Origin of the sequence: Synechococcus sp. RS9907 (assembly GCF_014279615.1) — a bacterium.
In the GTDB taxonomy this organism is placed as follows: domain Bacteria; phylum Cyanobacteriota; class Cyanobacteriia; order PCC-6307; family Cyanobiaceae; genus Parasynechococcus.
Window position 1 is genome coordinate 626,435 of the sequence record NZ_CP047944.1, and the last position, 24,997, is coordinate 651,431.

The following is a 24,997-nucleotide window of genomic DNA, read 5'->3' on the forward strand; positions in this document are numbered from 1 at the left end:
CTATCGAGGCCGAGTGGCGGTGATGCGTTGCAGGGCCCGACCCGCCAGCAGCTCCTGGCTCACGCTGCTGAAACCGAGTTGCTCCAGTTCGGTGGGGAGGTCGTCCTCCAGCATGGCGGTGGCGGTGTCGGTTTCAAACAGGGCACAAAACAGTTGCTGGGGAAGCTTCAGCCAAGGCCCGGCGGGATGCAGATCCACAAGCACCAACCAGCCGCCCGGCTCCAGCAGCCGCAGGGCACTGCGGAGCACCCGTTCCCGATCGCTGCGGGGGAATTCGTGCAGGGCCACGCTCAGCTGGATGGCGCTGAAGCTGGCATCGGCCAGGGGCGGATCTTCGGCCAGCCCTTCCACCCGTTTCAGGTTGGGGTGGCGTTGGGCGGCCAAATCCAGGGCTCGGGGCGAGACATCGAGCCCCGTCACGGCGTAGCCCGCCGCCAACCAGGGGGCCGCTGCTTCGCCACTGCCGCAGCAGAGATCCAGCACCGCAGCGCCGGGCTTGAGATGGGGCTGCACCGCCTCGAGTCCGAGGCCTCGCAGGCGCTCCACCCCGCCAACACTCAGCGACGACACCGCTGTGACCGTGTCGTAAATCCAGCGGTAGCGGTAGGCCAGCGGCCTCAGAAATGAGGTCATCGTTGAAGTGAAAAAAGCAGACAGGGTGTTGTCAGGCCGGTTGCCGGGCCAGGGCTGCATCCACCGCCTGCTGCTGATCACGCCGGGTGATCCAGTGGTGATAGGTGCGGGTGTGGATCGTCACCGAGTGGCCCATCATCCTGGCGGCGACGGTGTCCGGCAGGCCGACATGGATGGTGCGCACCGCCCAGGCGTGGCGCAGGTCGTAGGGGGTGATCGGCAGGTCGTAGCGGCGGAACTGCTCACTCACCCGTCGTCCCACCTGCTGCAGGGTGGTGCGCCGCAGGTCGGTCTGGATGGCTGGCAGAGCGGCCGGGTTCTCCGCCAGCTCCTGCAACCCGAAGTGCTCGACCCAGTCGGGGTGGAACGGCCAGCTCTGGTGCTCACCGGTTTTGGTGGTGGGCAGCACCCGCAGCACCTGATCTCCGCCCGCTGCCAGGGAGGAGCAATCGCAGAAGAACACCTCGTGGTTGCGCAGGCCGTAGGTGGCCATTAGGGCAAAGGCCAGGCGCCACTGTGGGTTGGGGATGCGGCCTGCGGCCTCGAGGATCTGTGGATCGGTGGGCAGCTGGCGGAACCGGGCCCGGTGCAGGCCATAGCCGCCGGCCTCCTGGCGCCAGTCCTCTGGCAAGGGCAGCTCCAGGTGCCGGGCCAGGGCGGCCAGGGCTGTGGCGCATTGCTGCCGGCTGCGGCTGCCGTCCTCGTAACTGGTCAGCGTCTGCATCAGCAGCGCTGGCTCCAGCGGCTGATCACCGCACTGACGCGCCAGTCGCCGCAGGTAGGGCAAATAGGCACTGGTCCAGGTGGTGCGACTGCTCGCCGGGGAACGGCGTCGGCGCGGGTCGGCAAAAAAGGCTGCTTCGAAGCCCTCGATGGCGGCCTGGATCCCGATCGAACGGCCTCTGGCCGTGGCTGCAGAGGTGGCGGCCGACCAGAGCGTCCAATCAAAACTGCTCTGCTCCAGTTGCAACTGCACCAGGGCAGCGGTGCTGAGGGCCTGATTCAGTCCGGCTGCATCGGCCATCAGCCCCAGGCTGATCCGTTGCAGGCCGTTCCGGCTCGGATCACTGCGCAACGGCAGAGATCCGCGCAGGTTCAGTCGCCGACCCCGCTGTTCGATGCGCAGGCGTGACCCCTGTGCCGCCAGCTGCGCATTGGCGGTCTCCAGCGCACTTTTGAGCTCCATAAATGTGTCGTTGGAACCAAGGATCGCGTCCGCGACGGCTACGCTCAACCCCCGAAAACCGTTCTGATCGGTATGTCTCGCGTCGGTGTCGTCCTGCTGAACCTGGGTGGCCCGGAGCGGATCCAGGACGTTGGCCCGTTTCTCTACAACCTGTTCGCCGATCCGGAGATCATTCGGCTTCCCAGTCCGGCGCTGCAGAAGCCGCTGGCTTGGTTGATCAGCACCCTGCGCAGTGGCAAGTCGCAGGAGGCTTATCGCTCCATCGGTGGTGGATCACCGCTGCGGCGCATCACCGAGCAGCAGGCCCGTGAACTCCAGAGCTTGCTGCGTCAGCGCGGCATCGATGCCACCAGCTACGTGGCCATGCGCTACTGGCATCCGTTCACCGAATCCGCTGTGGCGGACATCAAGGCCGATGGCATGGATGAGGTGGTGGTGCTCCCCCTCTACCCCCATTTCTCGATCAGCACCAGTGGATCCAGTTTCCGTGAACTGCAGCGCCTGCGTCAGGCGGATCCGGCCTTTGAGAAGTTGCCGATTCGCTGCATCCGCAGCTGGTTTGACCACCCGGGCTATGTGAAGGCCATGGCCGAGCTGATCGCGGCAGAGGTTCGCAACAGCGACGACCCCACGAAGGCCCACGTCTTCTTTAGTGCCCACGGTGTGCCGAAGAGCTACGTCGAAGAGGCGGGCGACCCTTATCAGAAGGAGATCGAAACCTGCACCGGTCTGATCATGAAGGAGTTGGCCGTTCAGATGGGCCACGAGAACCCCTTCACCCTGGCCTACCAAAGCCGTGTGGGTCCGGTGGAGTGGCTCAAGCCCTACACCGAGGAGGCCCTTGAGGAATTGGGGCAAGCCAAGACCAATGATCTGGTGGTGGTGCCGATCAGCTTCGTCAGCGAACACATCGAGACGCTTGAGGAAATCGACATCGAATACCGGGAGTTGGCCACCGAAGCCGGTGTGGTGAATTTCCGCCGGGTGCGTGCTCTCGACACCTATGCCCCCTTCATCGAGGGATTGGCGGATCTCGTGGCCACCAGCCTGCAGGGCCCTGAGGTGAGTCTCGATGCGGCGGCGGAGCTGCCCAACAAGGTGAAGCTCTATCCCCAGGAGAAGTGGGAATGGGGTTGGAACAACAGTTCCGAGGTCTGGAACGGCCGTCTGGCCATGGTTGGTTTTTCAGCCTTTTTGCTCGAGCTGATTAGTGGTCAAGGGCCGCTGCACGCCCTCGGCCTGCTCTGACCAAGCCAGGGGAGCTGCGGGCCCTTAACCTTGGGGGTCATTGACCCGTCGCCTCTGTGACTCTCACCTCAGCGTCTTCGGCCGTCACTGGGCAGCAGGCCGGTCACGGTGGCCAGAGAATGTCTGGGGCGACAGCCCTGATGGATGCGTTGCGGCGCCATGACGTCGACACGATTTTCGGCTACCCCGGCGGCGCGATTCTCCCGATCTACGACGCACTCCACATCGCCGAGAGCGAGGGTTGGGTGAAGCACATCCTGGTGCGGCATGAGCAGGCCGGCACCCACGCGGCCGATGCCTATGCGCGTGCCACCGGCAAGGTGGGCGTTTGCTTTGGCACGTCTGGGCCGGGTGCCACCAACCTGGTAACCGGCATCGCCACCGCTCAGATGGACTCGGTGCCCATGGTGGTGATCACCGGTCAGGTGCCGCGTCCGGCGATTGGCACCGATGCATTCCAGGAGACCGACATCTTCGGCATCACCCTGCCGATCGTGAAACATTCCTGGGTGGTGCGCGATCCGGCCGATCTCGCCTCCATCGTTGCCCAGGCCTTCCTGATTGCAGCCAGTGGTCGTCCGGGCCCCGTGCTGATCGACATCCCGAAGGATGTTGGCCAGGAGATGTTCGATTACGTGCCGGTTGAGCCCGGATCGATTGTTCCCAAAGGCTTCCGCAAGCCTCAGCCCCCCCGGGATGAACCGATCCTGTCGGCGCTTGAGCTGATCGCCGAGGCGGAGCGTCCGCTGCTCTACTTGGGCGGTGGTGCGATCTCAGCCGGTGCTCACGACAGCCTGCGGGTGATCGCTGAGCGCTATCAGATCCCTGTCACCACCACCTTGATGGGGAAGGGTGCCTTCGATGAAAACGACCCTCTCTCGGTGGGCATGCTCGGCATGCACGGCACGGCCTATGCCAACTTCGCCGTCACCGAATGCGATCTGCTGATTGCTGTTGGCGCCCGTTTTGACGATCGGGTGACCGGAAAGCTCGACACCTTCGCCCCCCGGGCCCGGGTGATCCACTTTGAGATTGACCCGGCCGAAATCGGCAAGACCCGTCGCCCCGATGTGGCGGTGCTGGGTGATCTGGGCCTGAGCGTGGCGCGCTTGGTGGAGCTGAGCCTGCAGCAGCAGGTGCAACCCCGCACGGCCCCTTGGTTGGCCCGCATCGCCGATTGGAAACAGACCTATCCCCTCACCGTGCCTCCCACCGAAGGCCCCCTCTTCCCTCAGGAGGTGCTGCTGGCCGTTCGCGAGCTGGCACCGAATGCCATCGTCACCACGGACGTGGGCCAGCATCAGATGTGGGCGGCCCAGTACCTGCGCAATGGGCCCCGGGGCTGGATCAGCAGTGCCGGTCTTGGAACCATGGGCTTCGGCATGCCGGCCGCCATGGGCGCCCAGGTGGCGTGCCCCGATCGTCAGGTGGTGTGCATCGCGGGTGACGCCAGCATCTTGATGAACATTCAGGAGTTGGGAACCCTGGCGGCCTATGGCCTTCCGGTAAAGGTGGTGATCGTCAACAACCACTGGCAGGGGATGGTGCGTCAGTGGCAGGAGAGCTTCTACGAGGAGCGTTATTCCGCCTCCGACATGCTCAATGGCATGCCGGACTTCGTCGCTCTCGCCCGCTCCTTCGGTGTGGACGGCGTGCACATCCGCGAGCGGGACGCGTTGAAGCGTGATCTCGAGGCGGCCCTCAAGGCCCCCGGCCCGATGTTGATCGACATCCACGTGCGTCGTGGTGAGAACTGCTATCCGATGGTTCCCCCGGGCAAAAGCAATGCTGAAATGGTGGGCCTTCCGGCTCCCATGCCGGTTCTCAACGCCTCGATCTCTTGATTCGTCTTGTCTTAATCGGCGTTCTGCTGCTGCTTTGGGCCGTACCGGTGCAGGCTGCAGAGGTGCTTCAGGTGCGCAGCAGTTCCCTGCTGCAGGTGGGAGATCACAACCGCACTTACACCGTTGCCCTGGCCTGTTCCGCCGTTGATGCAAGCAAGGAGGCCGAGGCCACCGCATGGCTGCGTCAGGAACTGCCGCGCCGTCGCAAGGTCAATCTGCGGCCGGTCGGCTCCAGCGAGGGGCAGCTGATGGCCAGGGTGACCCCGATCGGTGCTGAGCGTGACCTCAGCACCGGCCTGATTGCCGCGGGTTTGGCTAGCAACAGCTGTGGGGGCGATGGCTGATAACCGCATTGCCCGGGGCATTGTCTTGGTGCCCTGTCTGCTGCTGGGGGGTGCCTTTCTGGCCACAGCGGCCTGGGGGCAGGGCGCCGCAGCTGAAAACCGCACCCTGGCCATCGGCATCGGTGCTGGCTTGCTTTTGGCGGGTTGGCTGTCCCAGTTGGGTGGCGGTTCTGAGGGTGGGCCTGAATCCTCTGTGACAAAACTAGACGAGTCTGACCCCTCTCCCTAGTTTGCGGGGATCGGGTTGCTTCCCTCCGATCCCATGTCGAAGCCTGAGTGGCGACGTTGGCCTTGGCTGTCGTGGTGTGTTGTTGCAGCCACGCTCATCGGCTGCCAGTCGCTCGTGGCCAGTGGCGTCAGCCGCCCAAGGCTGGCTGTGCTGCTGCCGATGGGGCACCGCGATGCTGAATTGCGGCACAACTTCCTCCAGGGCTTTCGTCTGGGCCAGGCGTCGGTGGAGGCCTGTGGAGAGCCCTTCCCGCAAGTTGCCTGGCATGGGACCAACTCCGGCGATGCGCCCGATCCGCAGCTGATGCCCTCGACGGAGCTCAAGCTGCTAGTGGCTCCCCCGTCTGCGGATCTGCGGGCCTTTGCCGCCTTCGCTGACGAGCGGGAAATCACCGTTCTGCTCCCCTATCAGCGTGGACAGTCGTTGGACACTCTGCGCGGGCTGGAAGGCCGTGAACGGCTCTGGCCGCTGGTTCCTTCCCGCCAGGAGGATCTCAAGGCGATGGTGGCGGCGGCGATGGAGGCCGGCTGGGGACGGGCGATGGTGGTCGAAGCCCCTTCTGCCCTTGAGTCCACCAGCTCCAAGGCCTTTGTGGAGCTGTTCAAGGCCGCTGGCGGCATTGTTGAGAGCTACGAAGCACAGCCCGTCCAGCGGGTGGATCCCAGCAACAACGGGCGTCTGCAACGGTTCAAGGACGACATGGCCTGGTCTTGGGTGCCCACCGTTGTGGTGGCTGATGCTCCGAACGGTCCCCTCTCCCGAGAGCTGCGCGCTGAGCAGCAGCAGGGGCGCTTCGGCGGTGGTGCACCGCAGGCGCCGAACTGGATTTGGCTCACCGAGGCGGAAGACCTGCAGGACGCGCCCGCGGTGCCCTGGCAACAGCTTGGGTTGCAGCACCCAGCCCGTGGGGCGGCCTGGGCTGAGTTTCAACAGGACTTCCAGCAGTCCACCGGCAAGGCTCCATCGTTGCTCGCGGGGGCGGGCTTTGATGCAGCTCGGCTGTTGGCCTTGGCCGATGCAGCACCCTTGCCGTTGTCCGCTGACGGGGGCATCGATGCGATGGGTTGGTTGGACCCTGATCAGAAGGAGGTCGTTCCGATTTGCCAGGCCTTTGATCAGCGTCGCCGCGGGGAGCGTCTGCGACTGAAGGCGGTGGCCAGTGATTCCCGCTTTCGTGCTGGCCTGGCACCATCGGGCCAGGCCATGGCCGGTCTGATCGAATGAGGTCTGAGGACACGACCTCGAGATGCTGCGCCTGAGTGAACTGAAGCTGCCCCTCGACCATGGGGAGGAAGCGCTGCAGGAAGCGGTGCTCAAGCGTTTGAGGATTCCGCCGGATCGTCTTCTGGGTCAGACCCTGGTGAAGCGCAGTGTTGATGCGCGGCGTCGCGACCGGATTCAGCTGATTTACAGCGTGGATGTGCAGGTGAAGGGTGAAGCCGCCCTGTTACGGCGCATCGGCAACAAAGGCCGGGTGCGTCTGGCTCCAGACACCCGCTACCGGTCTGTGGGTCAGGCCCCCGATGGCTTCCCCTTGGATGCGGCCGATCGGCCTGTGGTGGTGGGGGCAGGCCCCTGCGGTTATTTCGCTGCTCTGCTGTTGGCACAGATGGGGTTCCGACCTCTGTTGCTGGAACGGGGTCAGGCCGTGAAGCAACGCACCGCTGACACCTTTGGCTTCTGGCGGGGCACCAGCCCCTTCAACCCGGAATCCAATGCCCAATTCGGTGAGGGCGGAGCCGGCACCTTCTCCGACGGCAAGCTCTACAGCCAGGTGAGCGATCCCGAGCACTACGGCCGCAAGGTGCTGGAGGAGCTGGTGGCCTGTGGTGCCAGCGAGGAGATCCTCACGTTGCACCGCCCCCACATCGGCACCTTCAAGCTCGCCACCGTGGTGCGTGGCCTGCGGGCACGGATTGAAGCCCTGGGCGGTGAGGTGCGTTTCAACAGTCGCGTGACACGCCTTCAGCTCAGCGACAGCAGCGCTGGGAAGCCGCATCAACTCGATGGCTTGGTGCTGGCCGATGGAACAGAGATTCCCTGCCGCCATCTGGTGCTGGCTCCCGGTCATTCCGCGCGCGACTGCTTCGAAATGCTGGAGCAGATCGGTGTGCAGCTGCAGCGCAAACCGTTTTCCGTGGGCGTGCGGATTGAGCATCCGCAGCATCTGATTGACGCAGCCCGCTGGGGAGAGGCGGCGGGCCATCCGCGTCTCGGGGCCGCCGAGTACAAGCTGGTTCACCATGCTGAAAACGGCCGCTGCGTCTACAGCTTCTGCATGTGTCCCGGAGGATTTGTGGTGGGTGCCACCTCGGAGGAAGGCCGGGTGGTGACCAATGGCATGAGCCAGCACTCCCGCAACGAGCGCAACGCCAACAGCGGTTTGGTTGTGGCTCTGGACGCCGATGATCTGGCACCGTTTGAACGCTTCCCCGGGGATCCGCTGGCGGGGATTGCTCTCCAACGGGAGCTGGAGGAGCGCGCCTTCAGGCTTGGAGGGAGCAGTTACGCCGCACCGGCGCAGCGGTTGGAGGATTTCCTGTCGGCCCGTCCCTCCACCCGTCTGGGTGGAATCGCCGCGTCGTATCAGCCGGGTGTGCATCCCGCCGATCTGGATGACCTGCTCCCTGCTGCCATCGTTGAGGCCTTGCGGGAGGCGTTGCCGGCCTTTGCCCGCAAGCTGAAGGGGTATGACCATCCCGATGCGGTGCTCACCGGCGTGGAAACCCGCACGTCATCGCCCGTGCGGATCCCCAGGGATGAAGCGTTGGAATCGCTCAATGTGAAGGGGCTGGTGCCCGCGGGTGAAGGGGCGGGCTATGCCGGCGGCATCCTCTCGGCCGGAATCGATGGCATTCGGGCTGCTGAAGCCTTGGCCATGCAGATCCTGGGGAGCAAGCCTGTTTAAGTTTCAGCTGCAGACGGGGGCTTGCGCCACGATTCCGCTCCACTGAACGGCTTTCACCTGATCCCGTCGCCAGGAATGGAACAGCTCGGGCTCACTGACGGTGCACAGCGGGCAGTGGGCGATTCGTTCGCTGGCAATTCCTGCGCCCTGGAGCTGCACTCTGGCGGCGGTTCGAATGTCCAGGCGATGCCGCCCCGGTTGCTCATCCGGCAGCAGGGCCCCTGCATCGGACAGGGAAGCCTTGTTGGGGACTGCGGCGCTAACGGCCTTCACCACCTCATCGCCCACCTGGTAGCAGGGGCCGCTGACGGCCGGGCCCAGGGCAACCACCAGATCCTCCCGCCGGGCCCCCCGCTCCACCAACCGATCCAGGGCCGTGATCAGGATTCCAGCCGCCACCCCCCGCCAACCGGCATGACAGGCCGCGGCATGCCCGGTGCCGGGATCCGCGATCAGAACCGGTGTGCAGTCGGCACCGCACACCCAGAGGCTCTGGCCCCCGCGATCACTCACCAGGCCATCGGCTTCAGGCCAGGGATCCTGACGGGCATCGCTGGCGTTCAGCACGATCCCACTGTGGATCTGCTGGGGCCGGTGGACGCTGATGCCGGCGCTGACGTACCCCGCCAGTTCGTCAGGACCACGGCCGTGCCAGAGCCGGGTGAAGAAGCCGTGCTCGAAACCCTGCCCATGCAGCAGATCGCTCTGGAGGTAATAGCCCCCATAACAACCGATCCAGGTCCAGCCCTTCAACGTGTTGAAGCGGCTGTCTGGTCGATCAAACGGCCCGTCTTTCATCAGCCCTGCAATCAGGCCATGGGGATGTCCCGCAGCATCCAGAAGCCGCCGAAGGTCTGTTCTTCGGGGCTGGACTGGATGGCGATGAACTGGAGGCCGCGCACCTGCTGCTGCGAAGTGGCCAGGGCCTCGGAGATTTCAGCGGCGACGCCCGGCTCCAGGTCGCTCACCAACCAGCGGTCATCCTGACCAGCTTCCAGCACCAGCTGGCGGTCTTCAACGATCATCCGCACCGGTTCCAGTCCCCCCAACCAGCCCGCCATGGCGAGGGAGCGGCTCTGGCTGAACAGGCGCAGACCCGGTACAGAGGCCTCGGGGTCGATGCCATCGGGCACCGGCAGCAGCCCGCTGAAACTCATCGGCCATTCCGATGCCTCCAGCAGGAGGCTCGCCGGCAGGGCGGCCCAGCTCCAGGCGTCTCCTTGAACTTCCTCCGGCAGGGGCACCGGTGGGGTGGGAACCGGCGCCGGCGGTGGTGCCAGTGGGCCGGCCATGAAGCCCTCCTCCTCGGGATACACCTCCCTTTCGCGCTGCTGAAGCCAGTCGAGCAGGGCGAAGGTGCGGCGGCTGGGAATCACCTCGAGGTCTTGTTCGGCTGCGGCGCGCTGCACCATGGTGCGCATCGAACTGCGCCAGCAGCGCAGGCGCACGGGCGAACCCCAGCCCCCGCTTGCGGATGCCTGCTTGGCTTCAGCCAGGGCTTGGCTCAACCAGAGCGAGTTCACCTCACCCGAGGGGCACACCTTGGCGAAGCGAAATGGCTCAGCATCGCCGGTTGCGGCGGGGGTGGAGGTGATCAGCAGTTCCCAACGCTTGCGGCCATCGGCCTCAAGGATGGGTCGGGAGTAGAAGTCGAGTTCCCAGTCTTCGGCGGCTGTCAGGGCAGCAGTGCTCATCCGGCCGATTGCTCCTGCTGTTTCAGGGTGTTCTGGGCGCGGCTGGCTCGATCGGCGGCTTCAGCCATCACTTTGTCTTTTTCGATCAGCAGCTCTCCAGGAGGCCCCTCCAGCAGGGCTGTGTTGAGGCCGATCCGTCCGCGGCCCGGGTCCAGTTCCGTGATCAGGGCTGAAACGCGGTCGCCCTGGTCGAACACCTCACGGATCGAGCGCAGGCTGCCATTGGTGATGGCTGATTGGTGCAGCAGTCCGCTGATGCCACCAAGGTCGATGAACAGGCCGTAGGGCTTCACCGCAGCAACCTGACCTTCCACCAATTGGCCCACTTCCAGATCTTGGAAGCGTTCGGCCACGGCGGCTCGTTTTTCGGACAGCACCAGCTTGCGCGTCTCCGAATTCACCTCGATGAAGGCAACGCCCAGGGTCTTGCCCACGAGCTCCTGGTGGTTTTCACCGTTTTGGAGTTGAGAGCGGGGAATGAAGCCGCGCAGCCCTTCGAGATCGCAGGTGACACCGCCGCGGTTGAAGCCATTGACGATGACTTGAACCACTTTCCCCTGTTTCTCCAGTTCCTTCACCCGGTCCCAGCTCTTGCGCAGCTCAAGGGCGCGACAGCTGATCGTGACCATCCCATCAGCGTTCTGCTCACGGGTCACCAGAACTTCAACCTCCAGGCCCTTGGGGAAGCGCTCCCTGAAGTTGGTCACCACGCCCAGGCCCGCCTCGCTCTTGGGCATGTAGCCGGGGGCTTTACCGCCGATATCCACGTACACGCCATCGCTTTCGATGCCGATCACCGTGCCCTTGATCACCTCACCGGTGGTGCCCACCGGAGCGTTCTCGTCCAGGGCGGCGAGGAAGGCTTCTTCATCGAAATCGAAGTCGTCCACGCTGCGCGTCTGATTGCGCTGCTCCTTCTTGGGTTGTTGATCCGGCGCGCCCATCAGGTCGGCCATGGTCATGCCTTCCATGCCGCCCATGTCGAACAGAGCGTCGTCATCCGTGCCTGGAGACGATGTGGAGTCCTGCTGGATCGGTCGCGGCGGGGTGGCGAGACCCGCCCGTTCCTCAAGGATGCGTGCCTTTTCCGCCGCAGCCTCTGCTGCTGCCCGTGCTTCAGCCGCTTCACGAGCCAGCTTTTCCTGCTCTTCGCGGCGGTTGATCTGCATCACCTGCAGCGGTTTCGTCGCTGCCGGCTTGGGTGCCTTGGGGCGGTTGGGCTGCGGACTGCCGGCTGCGGGCATTGACCATTGGGCTTGTCGATCGCTCATTTTGACAGGCTGGGTTGGGATCAGCACCCCCGTGCCTGTGCAACGCCATGGACCAGCTCCGCAAGCGATTTGATCAGCTGACCTGGCCCGAGGCCAGCAGTGCTGCCAGCCAACCTGGTGCCACGGTGATCTGGCCCTTCGGAGCCTGTGAGCAACACGGCCCCCAACTGCCGCTTTCGACGGACGCTGTGTTTGCTGAGGGCATCCTCGATTCGGTGTTGCGCGGGCTTGAGCCAGCTCTGCCGATTTGGCGACTGCCGTGTCAGGCCATCGGCTTTTCGCCTGAGCACCAGAACTTTCCCGGCACCCTCAGCCTTTCAGCTCCTCTGCTTCTGGATCTGGTCGACCAGGTGGGCACGAAGCTGGCGGCGATGGGGGTGCAGCGCCTGGTTCTGTTCAACGCCCATGGCGGCCAGATCGGTTTGCTTCAGGTGGCAGCCCGACAGCTGCGCGCTCGCTGTCCGTCGTTGGCTGTTCTGCCTTGCTTCCTCTGGAGTGGCGTGGAGGGGCTGGCGGATCTGTTGCCTGAGCAGGAGTTAGCCCATGGACTTCATGCCGGCCAAGCCGAAACCAGCTTGATGCTGCAGATGGCCCCAGAGCTGGTTGGATCTGCCCGCCCGGTGGATGGACGTCCATCTCCAGGATCTGCGCAGGATCCTCCAGCGGGCTGGAGTCTCGAGGGGGCGGCGCCCTGCGCTTGGCTCACCGACGACCTCAGCGCGACGGGAGTGATCGGTGATGCGCGCCAGGCCTCCGCTGATCTGGGACGTTGCCTGCAAGATCGCTTGATCAACCACTGGCAGGAGCGTTTTCAAGCCCTTCTGGCCAGTGACTGGCCACCCACGCAAAGTCTTCTCTCCCAACCGTCCAACATCACGCCCAAGTCCTGAACTTTGGACGCATGTGTCCCCAACTCTTGAGGCACTGGTTATTGTCAGTCCCACTGAACGTGGTGGACAGCGTCCTATGACGACCCTCAATGCACCTGAAGCACCCGTGCTGGAGGGCCAGGACGCACTTCCCGATTTCACAACCGAGGCCTACAAAGACGCCTACAGCCGGATCAACGCCATCGTGATCGAGGGCGAACAGGAAGCCCACGACAACTACATCTCCCTGGGCACGCTGATCCCCGAACAGGCCGAGGAACTCAAGCGTCTGGCGCGGATGGAAATGAAGCACATGAAGGGTTTCACCTCCTGCGGACGCAACCTCGGGGTTGAAGCCGATCTTCCCTTCGCCAAGAAGTTTTTCGAACCCCTTCACGGCAATTTTCAGGCCGCTCTCAAGGAGGGCAAGGTGGTCACCTGCCTGCTGATTCAGGCCCTGCTGATCGAAGCATTCGCCATTTCGGCCTATCACATCTATATCCCTGTGGCCGATCCCTTTGCCCGCAAAATCACTGAGGGTGTGGTGAAGGACGAATACACCCACCTCAACTACGGCCAGGAATGGCTGAAGGCCAACTTCGAGGCCAGCAAGGACGAACTGTTCGAGGCCAACAAAGCCAACCTGCCCCTCATCCGCTCGATGCTGGAAGACGTGGCTGCTGATGCGGCCGTCCTTCACATGGAGAAGGAAGACCTGATCGAGGACTTCCTGATCGCTTACCAGGAAGCCTTGGGTGAAATCGGCTTCACCTCCCGCGACATCGCCCGCATGGCCGCAGCAGCGCTTGCTGTTTGATCCGTTTCAGGTCTTGATCCAACGCCGGTTTATCGACAGGCACGTTGCCGTCGATACCGGTTGCCATGGGAGCATGGTTGTTCGAGGTGTTCTTTGAGACGTCAGCAGTAAGACATGTTTGGTCTGATCGGACATTCAACGAGTTTTGAGGCTGCTCGCCGCAAGGCGATGGAACTCGGGTTCGATCACATCGCCGATGGTGATCTGGATGTTTGGTGCAGTGCACCTCCGCAGCTCGTTGAGCACGTGGAAGTCACCAGTCCGGTGGGCACGACCATCGAGGGTGCCTACATCGACTCCTGCTTCGTTCCCGAGATGCTGAGCCGCTTCAAGACGGCCCGGCGAAAGGTGCTCAACGCCATGGAACTCGCCCAGAAGAAGGGCATCAACATCACTGCCCTGGGTGGCTTCACCTCGATCATTTTCGAGAATTTCAACCTGCTCCAGCACCAGACGGTGCGGAGCACCACCCTGGATTGGCAGCGGTTCACCACCGGAAACACCCACACGGCCTGGGTGATCTGCCGTCAGGTGGAGAACAACGCTCCAAGTCTCGGGATCGATCTCAGCAAAGCCAAGGTGGCCGTCGTTGGTGCCACTGGTGATATCGGCTCCGCCGTCTGCCGTTGGCTGCAGGCACGCACCGGAGTTGGTGAGCTCCTGCTGGTGGCGCGTCAGCAGCAACCGCTGCTTGATCTTCAGCAGGAACTGGGTGGTGGCCGGATTTTGTCGCTCGATGAGGCCCTGCCTGAGGCCGATGTGGTCGTCTGGGTGGCAAGCATGCCCCGCACCCTTGAGATCGATCAAGACAGCCTCAAGAAGCCCTGTCTGATGATTGATGGGGGCTACCCCAAGAACCTTGATACGAAGGTTGCCGGTGGTGGCATCCACGTTCTCAAGGGTGGAATCGTTGAGTTCTGCCGCGACATCGGCTGGTCGATGATGGCTATCGCCGAGATGGAGCGGCCGCAGCGCCAGATGTTTGCCTGCTTTGCCGAAGCCATGCTGCTCGAGTTTGAGCGCTGCCACACCAACTTCAGCTGGGGGCGCAACAACATCACCCTCGAGAAGATGGATTTCATCGGTGCGGCATCGGTGCGCCATGGGTTCAGCACCTTGAACCTTCAACCCAACCTGCAGGCCACTGCTGCCTGACCTTCGAAGAGCCAGAGCCATGCCCCGTCGCCCCCTGCTTGAGTTCGAAAAACCGCTCGTCGAGCTGGAGCAGCAGATTGAGCAGATCCGTCAGCTGGCCAGAGATTCGGAAGTCGACGTCTCGCAGCAACTGCAGCAACTGGAAAGCCTCGCGGCCCGACGGCGTCAGGAGATCTTTCAGGGGCTGACTCCCGCTCAGAAAATTCAGGTCGCCCGTCATCCGCAGCGTCCGAGCACGCTGGATTTCATCCAGATGTTCTGCGACGACTGGGTTGAACTGCACGGCGATCGTCGCGGTAATGACGATCAGGCCTTGATCGGCGGTGTCGGCCGTGTGGGCGATCGCCCCGTGATGTTGATCGGCCATCAGAAGGGCCGCGACACCAAGGAGAACGTCGCCCGCAATTTCGGGATGGCGGCTCCGGGTGGATACCGCAAAGCCATGCGGTTGATGGATCATGCCGATCGCTTCCGCCTACCGATTCTCACGTTCATCGATACCCCTGGGGCCTATGCCGGCCTTGAGGCCGAAGAGCAGGGTCAGGGTGAAGCGATCGCCGTCAACCTGCGGGAGATGTTCCGCTTGCGCGTTCCGGTGATTGCCACCGTGATCGGTGAAGGCGGATCCGGCGGTGCCTTGGGCATCGGGGTGGCCGATCGCTTGCTGATGTTCGAGCACAGCGTGTACACGGTGGCCAGCCCTGAGGCCTGCGCCTCCATCCTGTGGCGTGATGCGGCCAAAGCGCCTGATGCGGCGGCAGCCTTGAGGATCACCGGCCGGGACCTGCTGGAGCTTGGGGTGGTGGATGAGGTGCTTGAGGAGCCCTCCGGCGGCAACAACTGGGCACCATTGGAGGCCGGAGAAAACCTGCGTGCGGCAATCGAGCGTCACCTCGACCAACTGCTGAGCCTTTCGGAACAGCAACTGCGCGAGGCCCGTTACTCCAAATTCAGGGCTATGGGACGGTTCCTCGAAAAAACGTCACAGGATGTCGACAAAGCCGCTTAAGGTGTCGAGGTTTGCTAACGGTTTTTGCCAACGGCTCTAATCACAGGTGCGAGCCGAGGCATAGGTCGCCGAACTGCTGAGCTTCTGGCTCAACAAGGATGGGATTTGCTGCTCACCGCCCGCAGCGCTGATCAACTGGAGCAGCTGAGTGCTCAGCTCAGCTCAAAAGGTGTTTCTGTGGCCTCTGCCGCCATTGACCTGACGCAACCCGATGGCATCGCAGCAGCGATGGCTGGCTTGTTGCAGCAGGGTGAGACCCCTTCCGTGTTGATCAACAACGCGGGTGCGGCCTACACCGGCGATCTATTGGCCATGCCGATTGAGCGTTGGCAATGGCTGCTACAGCTGAATGTCACCAGCGTGATGCAGGTTTGTTCTGCAGTTGTTCCCGCCATGCGTGAGAACGGCGGACTGGTGATCAACATCAGCAGCCACGCCGCCCGTAATGCCTTCCCTCAATGGGGGGCGTATTGCGTCAGTAAAGCTGCCTTGGCCAGCTTCACCCGCTGCCTGGCGGAAGAGGAACGGAGCAATGGCATTCGTGCCTGCACCCTCACTCTTGGGGCCGTGAACACACCACTGTGGGACGCGGAAACCGTACAAAGCGATTTCGATCGTCGTGCCATGCTCTCTGTCGATCAGGCGGCAGAAACACTGGCGAATCTGGCGTTGCAACCCAGCAACCAGCTGATCGAAGACCTCACCCTTATGCCGGCCGCCGGCGCCTTCTGAACGAACACCATGACCTCCACAGTCCCTTTCGTTTCCAACGGCGTCGCCAACGGCAACGGCAATGGCAGCCTGAATCCCCAGATTTCTGCGCGCATCCGTGAGCGCCTGAGGGAAGCGGGTGCTTCCTTCTTGGCGAACGACAACATCGCTGATCATCTCCAGCCGGGTGAGCTGGATCAGCTGCAGGTTGAAGTTGCAGACAAGGTTCGCGACCTGCTGCGCAGCCTCGTGATCGATATCGATAACGACCACAACACCCATGAGACGGCGGAGCGCGTCGCCAAGATGTACCTCCAGGAGGTGTTCAAGGGGCGCTACCACCAGCAGCCCAAGGTGGCCAGCTTCCCCAATGTGAAACAGCTGGATGAGATCTACACCGTTGGCCCGATCACGGTTCGTTCCGCCTGTTCACACCACCTGGTGCCGATCATGGGCAACTGCTGGATCGGGATCAAACCTGGTGCCCGGGTGATCGGTCTCTCCAAATTCACCCGCGTGGCTGACTGGGTCTTCTCCCGCCCTCACATCCAGGAAGAGGCTGTGATGATCCTTGCCGATGAAATCGAGAAGCTCTGTGAGCCTCAGGGTCTCGGCATCATCATCAAGGCGCAGCACTACTGCATGAAGTGGCGTGGAGTGAAAGAGCCCCAAACCAGCATGGTGAACTCCGTTGTGCGCGGCGATTTCCGCCACGACCCAAGCCTCAAGCAGGAGTTCTTTGAGCTGGTGCGTCAGCAGGAAGCGCTGCTCAGCACCTGATCAGCCGCGATTCAACGCTCTTTCAACTCCTCGACTTCACGGTCTCGACCTCACAGCCTCGACAAGGGCTTGAACCTTGTCGAGGTTTTTCCATCCCGGTCGTTCCTCAAGCCGACTTGAGGCATCGAGGCCCTGGGGCGTGACGCGGCTGAGCAGTTCTGGAACCCACTCCGCACTCACTCCCCCTGCCAGCCACCACGGCACCGAAAGCTCGGTTTCGGCCAGCCAATCAAGGGGGATCCGGTGCCCGGTGCCGCCCAGTTGATCGGCGCTCCAGGCATCGAGCAGCAGAGCATCCACATGGGGCGCGTACTGCTCGAGCTGCTTGAGATCGTCGGGTTCACGCACCCGCAATGCTTTCCACCACTGCTGCCGGGGGTAGCGCTGTTTCAGGTGTTGGCAGCGTTGGTCTGACTCTCTGCCGTGCAGCTGCACCACGGAGGGCTGCCCAGCACCGTTGAGCGCTTCCTCGAGAGCGGCATCGTCGGGATCGGCCACCACCCAAACGCGATGCAGCTGGGGGTGCTGTTGTTCCAGAAGCTGGAACAAGGCCCTGCGCTGGGCTGGTTCCACAAAGCGTGGGGTGGCGGGAACGCCGATCACGCCAATCGCCTGCACCCCCATCTGTGCGATGGCTTGAGCCTGCTCGGGGTCGGTGATCCCACAGATCTTGAGGTTTGGAGTGGGGCGGGGATCACGCAAGGGCTGTATGGGTTGCTCTCCCTAGGATCGTGGATGACAGTCCGCGGCAGCGGCACACGACGGGATTGGCGGTGGGAGAGGGCTGGCAGGTGCTCAAGATTGGCGGAATTCCCCTGCGGCTTCAGCCCAGCTGGTTGTTTGCCGTGGCGATCTTCACCACGTTGTTTCAGTCCCGCTACGCGACCACGGCCTCGGTAACGGTGAGTTGGGGGCTGGGATTGCTGACCACCTTGTTGCTGTTCAGCTCCGTGCTGCTGCATGAATTGGGCCATGCAGTGATGGCCCTGCGGGAAGGGGTGAAGGTGTTGAGCATCACCCTGTTTCATCTGGGCGGCATTGCGCGGGTGGAGAAGGAATGCCCCACCGCCATGGGGAATCTGCGCATTGCGGCGGCTGGTCCGATCGTGAGTTTGGTGCTGGCCTTCGGAATGCTGGCGGGGGCTGCAGCCCTGTCGGACACCCAGCCCCTGGCCACACAGTTGTTGAGCCAGGTGGGTTTGCTCAACTTGATGCTCGGGTTGTTCAATCTCCTGCCCGGGCTGCCCCTCGATGGCGGGCTGATCCTCAAGGCCTTGGTCTGGCAGCTGAGCGGCAGTCAGCAGAAAGGCGTTCAGGTGGCATCGGCGTCCGGACGGGTTTTGTCGATGCTGATGATCCTGTTGGGCGGTGTTCTGCTCTGGCAGGGCTGGGGGCTCAACGGTCTCCTGCTGATGTTGATCGGTTGGTTCGGCCTGAGTGCCAACCGCAGTCAGACCCAGATGCTGCAGTTGCAGACGGTGCTGCGGGAGTTGAAGGTGGAGGCTGCGGCAGGCAAACGTTTCCGCGTGCTCGAGGCGGATCAGACCTTGCGGCGCCTCAGTCAGCTGCGGCTGACCGCCAGCGAGGCGGAGGGACCTGCCGATTGGGTGCTGGTCTGCAAGAGCGGCCGTTGGGTGGGTTGGATTGACGATCAACCCTTGAAACTGCTGCCGGTGCAGCAATGGGACCAACAGCGCCTCGAGGATCATCTGCGCCCCCTCACTGAACTGCCGTCCATCGCCAGTTCGGCTTCCCTGGTGGAGGCGGTGCCGGCCCTGGAGGCGGCCTCCCAGGGACGCCTGTTGGTGATGAGTGCTGCGGGCCTTCCCTCCGGCACCCTCGACCGCATGGATGTGGGCGATGCGGTGCTGAAGCGGCTCGGGGTGACCCTGCCCCCCGCGATCCTCGATGAGGCGCGCAAGCGCAATGGATACCCCCTGGGTTTGGCGATGCTTCCCCAGATGGTGCAGTCGATGCAGGCTCAGAGCGCAGAGCCGGACGCCAGCTCGACCTCCAACTCCTGAACTTCCTCAGCCTTCAGAGGCTGCATCTGCCACGGGCAACGGCTCCAGGATTGAATCAGGCTCTGGCGCAGTCGCTGATCCAGCTCCAGCCGGTTGATCCGGGCTGGAGCCGCTGCTGGAGCCGCTTCCTCAAATACCTCTTCCCAGAGCGCAGCAGGGGGATCCAGCAGGATTTCACCGTGTTGAAGCAGGCGACCGTTCTGCCAGCGCTGAGCGCTACCGACCCGTTTGACGCCGGACGGATCCACCAGGTCGGCCACCGTTGCCGAGGCGAAACAGTTGTTGGCTTCAGCACCCGCCGAATCGGAACCGAAGTGCAGCGCTAGCCCGAGATCCTGAAAGCCATCGATCAACCACTGGCAGGCCTGGCGGTAAGCCTCCTGGCGTCGCCGGGGTGCATCCGGCCAGATCAAGGCATAGGTGAGACCGCCGGCATGAAGCACGGCCCGACCTCCGCTCGGGCGTCGCACCAGGCTGATGCGGCCGCGGCGGGCCAGCTCATTCCAGTGCTCAGGCCATTGGCGTTGATGGCGTCCCAGCGAGAGCCAGGGCCCATCCCAGCGGTAAAAACGCAGAACCGGACCGTTGCTGTGCTTCAGAAGCCAGGCATCCAAAGCCATCTGGGTGTGTCCATCCGCTTGCTGGGTGGGGAGCAAACGCCCGGTTGCGGGCATGCTGGAGGGAAGAATCGATCGCACGCCATGGTGCCCTGGTGGGATGTGCCGATCCTGATCGCCCTGGGCCTGCTGGCGGGGGGGCTGGCCGGGTTGTTGGGAATCGGCGGTGGCTTGATCTTTGCCCCGCTCCTGCTCTGGCTTGATCTCCCGCCCCATCAGGCCCTGGCCACCAGCAGTTTCGCCATTGTGCCCACGGCTTTGGCGGGCACCATCACCCATCTGCGCCAGGGGCGGCTGCCGACCCGGCCGGGACTCGCCATCGGCTTGGCGGCCTTTGGCTCGGCACTGCTGTTCGGTGGTTTGGCCGGTTTGGCAGCGGGCTGGATTCTGCTGGCGATGCAGACGCTGATGTACATCGTGCTGGCGTTCTGCGTTCGCGAGCGGCCCGAGGCGGATGCCAATGATGACGTTGATGACGGCAGCGCTCCGCAGTTGGCGGGTGTGGGCTGCATCGCCGGCTGGACCGCTGGGATGTTGGGCCTGGGCGGGGGGCTTGTGATGGTGCCCCTGATGAGCGGTCCGATGTCTGTGCCGATTCATCAGGCCGTGCGGCTGAGCACGGTGGCGGTGCTCTGCTCGGCCAGCGCAGCATCCCTCCAGTTCCTGCATGAAGGACGCGGCGTTCCTCTGATGGGCCTGCTGCTGGGGGCGGTGGCGGCGATCGCGGCGCAGTGGACGGCCAGCCGGCTCGATCAGTTTGATGCGGCCCTGCTGGTGCGCTGTCTGCGAGGACTCGCCATCATCCTGGCGATCGACAGCTCCAGGCGGGCCCTGCAGCTTTGGCTGAGCTGACTGGTCAGCCCAACAGGTTCCAAAATCCCGCATCCAGCTCGTAGCCCAGGGCTGCGGCCATCTGGGAGAGGTTGCCCCGCATCGGGCGTCCGAGCTCTCGCTGGCAGAGGTCGTCCAACAGCATCAATCGATGCGTTACCCAGAGTTCCAAGGCTTCCGGGTCAAAACGCAGGCCTTCGCTGCGGCTGAAACTGTGGGGCACCACCAGGGCCACATGGCGAATCAGGCTGCCCTGGTCGCGTTCAAGCAACAGCGGCAGCCAGGGGTAGCGCGCATCGGCCCGCAGGGCCCAGAGCCGAGGCTCTGGGCATTCCGGCAGTTCGCGTGGGTCATCCTGCGCCCGGGGCCAATCGAAACGAAGCTCGAGCACTGGTCCCTGGCTCAGCAGTGCATCCAGCGGCTGAGTGCTCCAGATCTCCAGCGGCCGTAGATCCAAGGCGCGGATAGCAGGGGCATCGATCAGAACCGGATCCATGGGCTGGTGTGACAGGCCTTTGCGAATGATGGCCTGCAGCCCTTCCCTCAGAGAAGAATGGGACCGTTTGATGCATGGCTCCCATGGAAACCGTTCTGTCTGCACCTGAGGTGTTCATTGCCCTCGTGGTGGCTGCCCATGCCGCTGTTCTGGCTCTGCGTCTCTCCATCAGCCTTTACGAGGCCTGATTTCAAAGACAGCCCAGATCAACGGGCGTAGAGCTGGTCTTGGCACTGCGAACGGATTGCGTTACAAGCGGATGTTCGTGCTGATGCGGTGACCGCCAGTCAGGTTCAAAGATCAGCTCCCCGCACGGATGCAGCCAGCATGGCTGCGGCGATTCAGCGGCAGACCGACCAACAGGAACTGCAGTGCAGCCTTCTCGCCTTGGCGGCCAAGGCTGGGCTTGTTCTGTTGGGCGCTGTGAGCTTGATCCGTCTGTCCGTGGCCTATCAGGAACGCATGGATCGCCACAGTGAAATCGCGGCGGTCGTGTCGATTGAGTCGGCGAAATTGGAAACGCTGCAACATCGTTTTGATCGTCTGTTCAGCATCGGTGGAGAGAAGCGTCTGATCAGCGAGCAGGATCAGTGGATCGCCCCCAACCGTCTGCGTGTGATCTGGCGCTGAGATTCGTGACCAGCGGCGTTGGGATTGAGTGCTGACCGGCAGACTGGCAGCCTTCCTGGCCCTGTCTTGATGTCCACGCCCGGCACCGTTCTGATCACCGGCACCACCTCCGGTGTGGGCCTGAATGCCACATGCGCCTTGGTGAAGCGGGGTTGGACGGTGATCACGGCGAACCGCAGTCCGCAGCGTGCCGCGGCGGCGGCGGATGAGTTGGATCTCCCCAAAGACCGGCTCAAGCACGTGTTGATGGATCTGGGAGATCTCGACAGTGTGCGCAGGGCGGTCGATGCCTTGCCTGAGCGATTGGATGCCGTGGTCTGCAATGCAGCTGTGTACAAACCGAAGCTGAAGCAGCCGGAACGTTCCCCCCAGGGCTACGAGATTTCGATGGCCACCAACCACTTCGGCCATTTCCTGCTGGTGCAGCTGCTCTTGGGTCGGCTCAAGGCCTCCACCCACCCCTCCAAGCGGGTGGTGATCCTCGGCACCGTGACCGCCAACTCCAAAGAGCTGGGGGGCAAGATTCCCATCCCCGCTCCGGCGGACCTGGGGGATCTCTCCGGCTTTGAAGCTGGCTTCAAAGACCCCGTTGCCATGGCCAGTGGCAAGCCGTTCAAGCCTGGCAAGGCCTACAAAGACAGCAAGCTCTGCAACATGATCACCACCCAGGAGCTGCATCGTCGTCTGCACGGGGACACGGGGATCACCTTCACCTCGCTCTACCCGGGCTGTGTGGCGGACACACCGTTGTTCCGCAACACCCCCAAGGCCTTTCAGACGATCTTTCCCTGGTTCCAGAAGAACATCACCGGCGGTTATGTCTCCCAGGCCCTGGCGGGGGAACGGGTGGCTGATGTAGTGGCCAATCCTGACTTCGCCGAATCCGGTGTGCACTGGAGCTGGGGCAACCGCCAGAAGAAGGATGGACAGCAGTTCAGCCAGGAACTGTCCGACAAAGCCACTGATCCAGAAACAGCCCGCCGGGTGTGGGAGCTCTCGATGAAGCTCGTTGGCGCTTGAGCTGAGCTCTTCACAACCAAGCCCCGGTCGCAGCGGCCAGGGCTTTGTTGATCAAGTGAGGATCAATCGAATCCCAGCAGGTCGAAGATTTCGCGGTCTTTGAGGGATGTGGCCTCGAGCGGCTCCACCTTGTCGAGCATGTTCTGGGCCAGCCGCAGATATTCGTTCTGCACTGCTTGCACGGCCTCATCGGCATCATCCATTTCAAAGATGGTGCATTTCTTGAGTCGGGATCGCCGGATGGCATCCACATCCCTGAAGTGGGCCATGGTGCGCAGGCCGGTGCGATCGTTGAACTTGTCGATCTGATCGGTGTCTGCCGAGCGGTTCGCAACAACGCCGCCAAGCCGCACCTTGTAGTTCTTGGCTTTGGCTTGAATCGCCTGAACGATGCGATTCATCGCGAAGATCGAATCGAAATCGTTGGCGGTCACAATCAGGCAATAGTTGGCGTGCTGCAGCGGGGCGGCGAAACCACCACACACCACATCGCCGAGCACGTCGAAGATCACCACATCGGTGTCTTCCAGCAGATGGTGCTCCTTGAGCAGCTTCACGGTCTGCCCGGTCACGTATCCGCCGCAGCCGGTGCCCGCCGGTGGGCCGCCGCTCTCGACGCACTGCACCCCGTTGAAGCCGGTGAAGACGAAATCCTCAGGCCGGAGCTCCTCGCTGTGGAAGTCCACCTCCTCAAGGATGTCGATCACCGTCGGCACCATCTTGTGGGTGAGGGTGAAGGTGCTGTCGTGCTTGGGGTCGCAGCCGATCTGAAGCACCCGCTTGCCCAGCTTCGAGAAGGCGGCTGACAGGTTCGAGGAGGTGGTGGATTTGCCGATCCCGCCTTTGCCGTAGACCGCGATCACCAGGGTTTCTTCCTGGATGTTCAGTGCCGGGTCCTGGTGGACCTGCACGCTGCCTTCACCGTCCGCCGGTCGCGTCAGGGTTGTGGTCATGCAGCGACCTTTGCGAGAGATGTCGGTTTCATTCAACAGCAGCAGATGTGCAGAGGTTGGTTTTCACCAAGAAATGAAAGATCTGGTTCTTGGTTGAGTGTCAAGAGCAGAATTTCTTTCAATTAAATAAAAAGAAATGAGTGCAAATGCTCATGCCTTGAAGTGGGCTTTTGCGTCATACAGCGTTTCGCTGCTGATCTCCCTGCAGCCCACATCGCGGGCATAAGCCTCCGTATTACGGCGCACCTTTCCCCGTACGAAGAAGGGGATCTTCTTCAGCTCGGCTTCCCCATCGGCCGTCCAATGCAGAGCACCATCGCCCTCCCCCGGGATATCACTCAAGCCGGAACTGTCGGCGGCGCCGGCACCACCGGCATGGCCCAGGTGGCTCTGGTGGCCATCCACGAATTCGAAGTCGTGGCGGAACATGCCGATCAGGTGTTCCTCCAGGCCCATCATCAGCGGGTGCACCCAGTCGTCGAAGATCACGTTGGCCCCTTCCCAGCCCATCTGGGGGCTCATGCGGGCGGGCACGTCCTGCACATGCATGGGTGTGCTGATCACCGCGCAGGGAATCCCCAGCCGCTTGGCGCTGTGGCGCTCCATCTGGGTTCCAAGCACCAGTTCCGGTGCCGCTTCGGCCATGGCCGCTTCCACCGCCAGGTAGTCGTCACTGATCAGGGCCTCCAGGCCCAGGGCTTTGGCGGCGGCCCGCACGGGCCGGGCCATCTCCCGGCTATAGGTGCCCAGCCCCACCACCGTGAAACCCAGTTCTTCGCTGCAGATCCTGGCCGCGGCGAGGGCGTGACTGCCGTCGCCAAAGATGAACACCCGCTTGCCCGTGAGGTAGGTGGAGTCCACGGATTCCGAATACCAGGGCAGGCGTGAGCGCCGGTAGCCCTCGTCCGGGGCGGGGGGCTCCATCCCGAGCATCTCGTGCACTTCGACGAGGAAATCGTGGGTGGCGCCCACTCCAATCGGCACTGTTCGGCTGAAGGGCATGCCGAAATTGCGCTCCAGCCAGCTGCAACTGGATTCCGCCACCTCCGGATAGAGGCAGACGTTGAGATCCGCATCGGGGATCCGCTTCAGATCCTCCACGCCAGCCCCCAGGGGCGCCACCACGCCCACATCGATGCCGTGCAGGGTGAGCAGTTTCTGCACCTCCAGCACGTCGTCGCGGCAGCGGAAGCCCAGCAGGGATGGGCCCAACAGGTTCACCCGGGGCCGGCGCCCCTGGTGTTGCCATGCCCTGGGGTCGTGCTGGCTGTTGGCGGTTGCCTGCTCCTTCAGCAGGTTGCGCACCAGTTGGTAGAAGGTTTCCGCGGCCCCCCAGTTTTCCTTTTTGCTGTAGGCCGGCAGCTCCAGACTCACCACCGGCATGGTGAGCTCCATGCCCTGGGCCAGGGCACCAGGCTGATCTTGAATCAGCTCCGCGGTGCAGCTTTCCCCCACCAGCAGGGCATCGGGCTGGAAGCGATCCACCGCTTCACGCACATGCCGTTTCACCAGTTCGGCGGTGTCCCCGCCGAGATCCCGGGCCTGAAAGGTGGTGTAGGTGACGGGCGGACGCTGTCCGCGCCGCTCAATCATCGTGAACAGCAGATCGGCATAGGTGTCCCCCTGGGGGGCATGGAGCACGTAATGAACGCCGCGCATGGAGGCGGCAATGCGCATGGCCCCCACATGGGGTGGCCCTTCGTAGGTCCAGAGCGTGAGCTGCATGGG

The 24,997-nt window shown here is 63.2% G+C and carries 27 protein-coding genes; 17 read left to right on the forward strand and 10 right to left on the reverse strand.

All coding sequences use genetic code 11. From position 1 onward, the window contains the following. Positions 1-633 (reverse strand): class I SAM-dependent methyltransferase, encoded by a 633-nt coding sequence (locus tag SynRS9907_RS03470; RefSeq protein ID WP_188021823.1) that lies wholly within the window; start codon positions 631-633, stop codon positions 1-3. A 31-nt stretch (positions 634-664) separates the two neighbouring features. Continuing rightward, on the reverse strand, positions 665-1,819 hold the full coding sequence (locus tag SynRS9907_RS03475; protein WP_188021824.1) for a site-specific integrase: 1,155 nt from the start codon (positions 1,817-1,819) through the stop codon (positions 665-667). A 72-nt stretch (positions 1,820-1,891) separates the two neighbouring features. Here SynRS9907_RS03475 and hemH point away from each other — a divergent pair, with 72 nt between their 5' ends. Genes hemH through SynRS9907_RS03505 form a run of 6 tightly spaced genes read left to right on the forward strand, consistent with a single transcriptional unit; the run spans position 1,892 to position 8,392 of the window. Continuing rightward, complete coding sequence (hemH, locus tag SynRS9907_RS03480; RefSeq protein WP_115161360.1) at positions 1,892-3,067, forward strand: ferrochelatase; 1,176 nt, start codon at positions 1,892-1,894, stop codon at positions 3,065-3,067. Between the two features lie 56 nt (positions 3,068-3,123). Further along, on the forward strand, positions 3,124-4,911 hold the full coding sequence (gene ilvB / locus SynRS9907_RS03485; RefSeq protein WP_188021825.1) for a biosynthetic-type acetolactate synthase large subunit: 1,788 nt from the start codon (positions 3,124-3,126) through the stop codon (positions 4,909-4,911). Then, positions 4,908-5,255 carry a nuclease gene (locus SynRS9907_RS03490; RefSeq protein ID WP_188021826.1) on the forward strand — a complete coding sequence of 116 codons (348 nt, stop codon included), beginning with the start codon at positions 4,908-4,910 and terminating at the stop codon, positions 5,253-5,255. The genes ilvB and SynRS9907_RS03490 overlap by 4 nt, the downstream gene beginning before the upstream one ends. Then, a complete protein-coding gene (locus SynRS9907_RS03495) occupies positions 5,248-5,484 on the forward strand; it encodes a GIVxVP protein (RefSeq protein ID WP_188021827.1) in 237 nt (78 codons plus the stop codon). Before SynRS9907_RS03490 ends, SynRS9907_RS03495 begins: the two co-directional genes overlap by 8 nt. Before the next feature lie 33 nt (positions 5,485-5,517). Continuing rightward, on the forward strand, positions 5,518-6,708 hold the full coding sequence (locus tag SynRS9907_RS03500) for an amino acid ABC transporter substrate-binding protein (RefSeq protein ID WP_255445980.1): 1,191 nt from the start codon (positions 5,518-5,520) through the stop codon (positions 6,706-6,708). Between the two features lie 22 nt (positions 6,709-6,730). Next, positions 6,731-8,392, forward strand: coding sequence for an NAD(P)/FAD-dependent oxidoreductase (locus SynRS9907_RS03505; protein WP_188021829.1), 1,662 nt, complete (start codon positions 6,731-6,733; stop codon positions 8,390-8,392). Between the two features lie 3 nt (positions 8,393-8,395). On the opposite strand, the gene pgeF is transcribed toward SynRS9907_RS03505, so the two are convergent. Genes pgeF through SynRS9907_RS03520 form a run of 3 tightly spaced genes read right to left on the reverse strand, consistent with a single transcriptional unit; the run spans position 8,396 to position 11,330 of the window. Continuing rightward, a complete protein-coding gene (gene pgeF / locus SynRS9907_RS03510; protein WP_188021830.1) occupies positions 8,396-9,190 on the reverse strand; it encodes a peptidoglycan editing factor PgeF in 795 nt (264 codons plus the stop codon). 11 nt (positions 9,191-9,201) lie between these two features. Next, the gene (locus SynRS9907_RS03515) at positions 9,202-10,086 is read right to left on the reverse strand and encodes a Tab2/Atab2 family RNA-binding protein (RefSeq protein ID WP_115080706.1); all 885 of its coding nucleotides are present in this window, start codon (positions 10,084-10,086) and stop codon (positions 9,202-9,204) included. Next, positions 10,083-11,330 carry a S1 RNA-binding domain-containing protein gene (locus SynRS9907_RS03520; protein WP_188022342.1) on the reverse strand — a complete coding sequence of 416 codons (1,248 nt, stop codon included), beginning with the start codon at positions 11,328-11,330 and terminating at the stop codon, positions 10,083-10,085. Before SynRS9907_RS03520 ends, SynRS9907_RS03515 begins: the two co-directional genes overlap by 4 nt. A 74-nt stretch (positions 11,331-11,404) precedes the next feature. On the opposite strand from SynRS9907_RS03520, the gene SynRS9907_RS03525 reads away from it, so the two are divergent. The 6 genes from SynRS9907_RS03525 (at position 11,405) to folE (ending at position 16,698) form a co-directional block, all read left to right on the forward strand. Further along, on the forward strand, positions 11,405-12,247 hold the full coding sequence (locus SynRS9907_RS03525; RefSeq protein WP_188021831.1) for a creatininase family protein: 843 nt from the start codon (positions 11,405-11,407) through the stop codon (positions 12,245-12,247). Between the two features lie 76 nt (positions 12,248-12,323). Then, on the forward strand, positions 12,324-13,043 hold the full coding sequence (locus SynRS9907_RS03530; protein WP_114988527.1) for an aldehyde oxygenase (deformylating): 720 nt from the start codon (positions 12,324-12,326) through the stop codon (positions 13,041-13,043). Positions 13,044-13,157: 114 nt separating this feature from the next. Further along, positions 13,158-14,198 carry a long-chain acyl-[acyl-carrier-protein] reductase gene (locus tag SynRS9907_RS03535; RefSeq protein ID WP_006850195.1) on the forward strand — a complete coding sequence of 347 codons (1,041 nt, stop codon included), beginning with the start codon at positions 13,158-13,160 and terminating at the stop codon, positions 14,196-14,198. A 19-nt stretch (positions 14,199-14,217) separates the two neighbouring features. Then, positions 14,218-15,207 (forward strand): acetyl-CoA carboxylase carboxyltransferase subunit alpha, encoded by a 990-nt coding sequence (locus tag SynRS9907_RS03540; RefSeq protein WP_114988525.1) that lies wholly within the window; start codon positions 14,218-14,220, stop codon positions 15,205-15,207. Positions 15,208-15,231: 24 nt separating this feature from the next. Further along, positions 15,232-15,939 (forward strand): SDR family oxidoreductase, encoded by a 708-nt coding sequence (locus tag SynRS9907_RS03545; protein WP_188021832.1) that lies wholly within the window; start codon positions 15,232-15,234, stop codon positions 15,937-15,939. 9 nt (positions 15,940-15,948) lie between these two features. Further along, complete coding sequence (folE, locus tag SynRS9907_RS03550) at positions 15,949-16,698, forward strand: GTP cyclohydrolase I (protein ID WP_011363732.1); 750 nt, start codon at positions 15,949-15,951, stop codon at positions 16,696-16,698. Positions 16,699-16,734: 36 nt separating this feature from the next. Here folE and SynRS9907_RS03555 read toward each other — a convergent pair whose 3' ends face one another. Continuing rightward, positions 16,735-17,400 (reverse strand): phosphoribosylanthranilate isomerase, encoded by a 666-nt coding sequence (locus tag SynRS9907_RS03555; protein ID WP_255445981.1) that lies wholly within the window; start codon positions 17,398-17,400, stop codon positions 16,735-16,737. Between the two features lie 71 nt (positions 17,401-17,471). On the opposite strand from SynRS9907_RS03555, the gene SynRS9907_RS03560 reads away from it, so the two are divergent. Continuing rightward, positions 17,472-18,722: a site-2 protease family protein gene (locus SynRS9907_RS03560; protein WP_188022344.1), complete on the forward strand. Its 1,251-nt coding sequence runs from the start codon at positions 17,472-17,474 to the stop codon at positions 18,720-18,722. Here the strand turns inward: SynRS9907_RS03560 and SynRS9907_RS03565 are convergent. Then, positions 18,680-19,396 carry a lipoate--protein ligase family protein gene (locus tag SynRS9907_RS03565; protein WP_188021833.1) on the reverse strand — a complete coding sequence of 239 codons (717 nt, stop codon included), beginning with the start codon at positions 19,394-19,396 and terminating at the stop codon, positions 18,680-18,682. The two genes, SynRS9907_RS03560 and SynRS9907_RS03565, sit on opposite strands and share 43 nt — an antisense overlap. A gap of 27 nt (positions 19,397-19,423) precedes the next feature. Between SynRS9907_RS03565 and SynRS9907_RS03570 the strand changes: the two genes are divergently transcribed. Then, on the forward strand, positions 19,424-20,191 hold the full coding sequence (locus SynRS9907_RS03570) for a sulfite exporter TauE/SafE family protein (protein ID WP_115008694.1): 768 nt from the start codon (positions 19,424-19,426) through the stop codon (positions 20,189-20,191). 4 nt (positions 20,192-20,195) lie between these two features. Here the strand turns inward: SynRS9907_RS03570 and SynRS9907_RS03575 are convergent, their stop codons facing one another. Continuing rightward, positions 20,196-20,666 (reverse strand): CRR6 family NdhI maturation factor, encoded by a 471-nt coding sequence (locus SynRS9907_RS03575; RefSeq protein WP_186514907.1) that lies wholly within the window; start codon positions 20,664-20,666, stop codon positions 20,196-20,198. 83 nt (positions 20,667-20,749) lie between these two features. On the opposite strand from SynRS9907_RS03575, the gene psaM reads away from it, so the two are divergent. From psaM to SynRS9907_RS03590, 3 genes are all read left to right on the forward strand, one after another. Continuing rightward, positions 20,750-20,854: a photosystem I reaction center subunit XII gene (gene psaM, locus SynRS9907_RS03580; protein WP_025362433.1), complete on the forward strand. Its 105-nt coding sequence runs from the start codon at positions 20,750-20,752 to the stop codon at positions 20,852-20,854. Positions 20,855-20,993: 139 nt separating this feature from the next. Continuing rightward, complete coding sequence (locus SynRS9907_RS03585) at positions 20,994-21,296, forward strand: hypothetical protein (protein ID WP_114988519.1); 303 nt, start codon at positions 20,994-20,996, stop codon at positions 21,294-21,296. A gap of 69 nt (positions 21,297-21,365) precedes the next feature. Continuing rightward, on the forward strand, positions 21,366-22,316 hold the full coding sequence (locus SynRS9907_RS03590) for a protochlorophyllide reductase (protein WP_188021834.1): 951 nt from the start codon (positions 21,366-21,368) through the stop codon (positions 22,314-22,316). Between the two features lie 62 nt (positions 22,317-22,378). Here the strand turns inward: SynRS9907_RS03590 and bchL are convergent, their stop codons facing one another. Next, positions 22,379-23,269: a ferredoxin:protochlorophyllide reductase (ATP-dependent) iron-sulfur ATP-binding protein gene (gene bchL / locus SynRS9907_RS03595; RefSeq protein WP_114988518.1), complete on the reverse strand. Its 891-nt coding sequence runs from the start codon at positions 23,267-23,269 to the stop codon at positions 22,379-22,381. 150 nt (positions 23,270-23,419) lie between these two features. After that, on the reverse strand, positions 23,420-24,994 hold the full coding sequence (locus SynRS9907_RS03600; RefSeq protein WP_188021835.1) for a ferredoxin:protochlorophyllide reductase (ATP-dependent) subunit B: 1,575 nt from the start codon (positions 24,992-24,994) through the stop codon (positions 23,420-23,422). Positions 24,995-24,997 lie beyond the last annotated feature (3 nt).